The sequence below is a fragment of the Peribacillus sp. P4_D6 genome (genome assembly GCF_056401795.1).
Map to the genome: position 1 here is coordinate 1 of NZ_JBFUIQ010000229.1, position 3,624 is coordinate 3,624.

3 protein-coding genes and 2 pseudogenes are annotated in these 3,624 nt (G+C 42.3%); 4 read left to right on the forward strand and 1 reads right to left on the reverse strand.

What is annotated here, in order from left to right; translation table 11 throughout:
* Nucleotides 1–6: 6 nt before the first annotated feature.
* The 3 genes and pseudogenes from AC1DVB_RS25870 to AC1DVB_RS25880 all read left to right on the forward strand — a co-directional run.
* Nucleotides 7–354, forward strand: a pseudogene (locus AC1DVB_RS25870) (SDR family oxidoreductase); the annotation flags it as partial.
* A gap of 22 nt (nt 355–376) precedes the next feature.
* Nucleotides 377–1,264: pseudogene (locus AC1DVB_RS25875) on the forward strand (NAD(P)-dependent oxidoreductase); the annotation flags it as partial.
* Between the two features lie 65 nt (nt 1,265–1,329).
* Nucleotides 1,330–1,695 carry a hypothetical protein gene (locus AC1DVB_RS25880; protein WP_034314117.1) on the forward strand — a complete coding sequence of 122 codons (366 nt, stop codon included), beginning with the start codon at nt 1,330–1,332 and terminating at the stop codon, nt 1,693–1,695.
* Nucleotides 1,696–1,795: 100 nt separating this feature from the next.
* Here the strand turns inward: AC1DVB_RS25880 and AC1DVB_RS25885 are convergent, their stop codons facing one another.
* Nucleotides 1,796–2,944: an aminotransferase A gene (locus AC1DVB_RS25885; RefSeq protein WP_034314114.1), complete on the reverse strand. Its 1,149-nt coding sequence runs from the start codon at nt 2,942–2,944 to the stop codon at nt 1,796–1,798.
* 157 nt (nt 2,945–3,101) lie between these two features.
* Here AC1DVB_RS25885 and AC1DVB_RS25890 point away from each other — a divergent pair.
* The coding region (locus tag AC1DVB_RS25890) for a CorA family divalent cation transporter (protein ID WP_477591648.1) at nt 3,102–3,624 on the forward strand (523 nt) is incomplete at its 3' end.

Here is a 3,624-nt window from a genome sequence, read left to right on the forward strand (position 1 = left end):
TAAAGTAAGGAACCTATTCAAGGACTGATATTATCGAATACATTCCGGACGGCAATCGTTGGTTTGTCGAAGACGTTAGCTTCAGAATTAGCACCAGACAGGATTTTGATCAATACAGTCGGTCCAGGAAGAATCGCAACGGATCGTGTTCAGCACCTTGATAAGATGAATGCAGAGAAACTTGGCGTCACTCCTGAGGAGATGACTGAACTATCCATTAATAAAATCCCTCTTGGGCGTTATGGGGAACCCGAGGAATTTGCAAAGTTCGTTACTTTCCTTGTTTCAGGTGCTAATACATATATAACGGGGCAGTCCTATTTAGTTGACGGAGGTATGATAAAGTCCATTTAAGTTCTGTTTTAAACAAAATGATTGGGAGGAATCTGCATTGATGCAATCGAACAAAGTGATCGGCTTCATTGGTTTAGGAGTTATGGGAAAAAGCATGGCCGCACATCTGCTTAAGGCGGGGTTTGAGGTATTTGTTTATACAAGGACGAAAGATAAGTCAAGTGAACTGCTCTCACAGGGAGCGAAGTGGGCAGCTGCTCCAAAGGAAATTGCGCAAAAGGCTAATGTGATCATTTCCATGGTGGGATACCCTAGTGATGTGGAGGAAATCTATCTTGGGGAAAATGGGCTTATCGAGAACGGGAAACAAGGAACCTATTTAATCGATATGACGACCTCGACTCCAACTTTGGCAGTGACGATAGCAGAGGAAGCGAAGAAAAGGGGCATGGAATCCTTGGATGCACCGGTTTCCGGAGGAGATATCGKTGCTCGTGATGCAAAGCTCACGATCATGGTCGGCGGGTCTAGTGAGGCATTTGAAGCGGTCCGGCCCATTTTTGATATCCTTGGCAGCAATGTTGTCCATCAAGGCCCCGCTGGTTCGGGACAGCATACGAAAATGTGCAATCAAATCGCCATTGCATCCAATATGATTGGAGTGACTGAAGCGATTTCCTATGCCAAAAAGGCGGGGTTGGATCCGGACCGGGTATTAAAAAGCATATCATCGGGGTCTGCCGGGAGCTGGTCATTGTCCAATCTCGTACCGCGGATGGTTGAAGGGGATTTTGAACCTGGTTTTTATATCAAGCATTTTATCAAGGATATGAAGATTGCACTTGATGAAGCGGAAAGAATGGGAATGGACGCTCCTGGATTAAGCCTGAGCAAATCCCTGTATGAGGGGCTGGCAGAAGCTGGCGAAGAAAATAGCGGTACACAGGCATTATATAAACATTATAATTAAGTGCTAGCATTTCTTTATCATGAATAAGCTGATAGCGACAGCCTTTACAAAAAGGAGTGAAAGCTATGGGCGAATTCGATGATATCAATATGAAATTCCAGGAATTAGAAGATGGTCGATATATTGTAAGGATTGAAGGTTTTAAACGAGAAAAAACCATTCATCAAACAAAGCCCATTCGTTGGGATTTGAAATTAATGAATGAAAGTCCGCTAATCTTGCCGGTGAAATTCAGTCATATCGAAACGAATGCCGGTTTTCAGATACTGATGCGCGAATTGAAGAGCTTAGGCTTTTCAAAGCCGCGCTCCGCAAAGGAATTTGAAGAAGTGATGGCTGATTTACTTGGGTCCATCGTTGAAGTGAGCCTTACCACGACAAATAAGGAAGAAGGATATCGGGAAATTCGTTTTTTACGAAGATTGTATTAGTTGGCGGCAAGGTGAAAAACCTTAGGTAGCCTGACATCCTTGAAAATTGGAAAGTGGCCTTCAATTGTCCATTCAATTGAAGGCCACTATTTTTTTGCGATTACTTTTTAGCTAAAAAAGCTTCAATACGGTCCAAGGCCTTTTCCAGGGTCTCCATGGAATAGGCATAAGATATCCTGAAGTACCCTTCGCCAAGGGGAGAGAAGGCATCTCCAGGGACCACTGCCACTTTTTCCTGTTGAACAAGCTTAAGGCAAAAGTCAAGGGAAGAGGCATAGCCTTCAGGCAGCTTTATAAAGAAGTAAAAGGCACCATTTGGTTTGACTATTTCCAGTTTCATCGCTTGTAAGCGACTGTACACGTATTCCCGTCTCCGTGCATACTCAGTCTTCATGGGTATTGCATCATTTCTGCCTGCCGTCAATGCTTCCAAGGCAGCTCTCTGCGATATGGATGCGGCACATGTCACATTGTATTGGTGAACCTTCAGGAGATGCTGAGAGATGGCTGCAGGCGCAAACAGAAGGCCAATCCTCCACCCGGTCATGGAATGGGACTTGGACAATCCGTTCAAGACGATGGTTTGTTCTTTTAAGAAAGTGGCAATCGAAACATGCTCCTGATCGAATACCAGCTCACTGTATATCTCATCAGCCAATATGAAGATGTCCTTGCCCCTAACAAGTTCGGCAATGTCCAATAATTCTTCGGCAGTTAATGTAACCCCGGTCGGATTCGATGGATAGGGCAGAACGATGCACCGAGTGTTTTCAGTTATGTACTTTTCAAGTATATCTGCCGTCAAACGAAATCCATTTTTTGTTGTATCGGCATAAACAGGTGTTGCGCCGCACATCTTAATGATGGGTTCGTATCCCGGATATACCGGACCAGGTAATATTACTTCGTTCCCTGGGATGAGGATCGTCCGAAAGGCAATGTCTATGCCTTCGCTGGCACCAGAGGTAACGATCACTTCATTCGCGGGATCATAGTTAAGCTTGTATTTATCTTTTACATAATTTGAAGCGGCTTCCCTTAATTCCAGATAGCCGGCATTGTGAGTATAAACGGTATAGTCATTATTGATGGCTTGTTTTGCCGCTTCTTTAATATGCGTTGGAGTTGGAAAGTCAGGCTGTCCTATCGTTAAGGAAATGGTGCCTTCGATATCAGCGACCATATTGTAGAATTTGCGGATTCCTGATATTTGTACGTCTTTTACTAGAGGGTTTATTAAATGTTCCATCTATGAATATCCTCCCTTATCTACCTACATGAATTTATGTACTATGTTTGACTCATTCATCCTATTTTATCATTTAGTTAGGAGGGGGAGAAAACTTTTTGAGATTAATGAAATAAAGGTATAATGTATGATAAGAAAATTTTGAGGGTTGATACATATGATAAGGACTTGCGCAATTACTTCTAATCAAGAAATCAGTTTTGATTTACCGCTAAAGGAAATGAATAATCCGGATATCGAGTGGTACTGGGTGGATTTTTCCAATCCCACAAACAAGGAAATCGAACTTTTAACCAATCATTTTCACTTTCATCCGCTGGCAATTGAAGATTGCCTGGATGATTTTAATCAACGTCCCAAAATGGATTTTTATGAAGGCTACCAATTTCTTGTGATTCATGCTTTAAGGGAGAAGGTATTTAAAGCAGTGGAATTGGATATGTTTGTTGGTGAAAAATGGATAGTCAGTTTTCATAAGGAAGATATGCTTGAACTGGAAAAGGTATGGGAAGAAATTGCCGGTAATAAAATGTTGAAGCAAAGTCCCTTTTTCTTGATGCATAGGATAATTGACAGGATCGTCGATGAATTCTTCCTGCCTGTTTATAAAATTGAAAGCGAATTGGCTAGCATTGAGGAAAATACTGAAAATGACACGATTAACGAATTGATGAATCAGC

Excerpts from the sequence above, each read along its gene's own strand:
- AC1DVB_RS25880 (WP_034314117.1), top strand. The coding sequence starts at position 1,330 with ATGGGCGAATTCGATGATATCAATATGAAATTCCAGGAATTAGAAGAT.
- AC1DVB_RS25885 (WP_034314114.1), bottom strand. The coding sequence starts at position 2,944 with ATGGAACATTTAATAAACCCTCTAGTAAAAGACGTACAAATATCAGGA.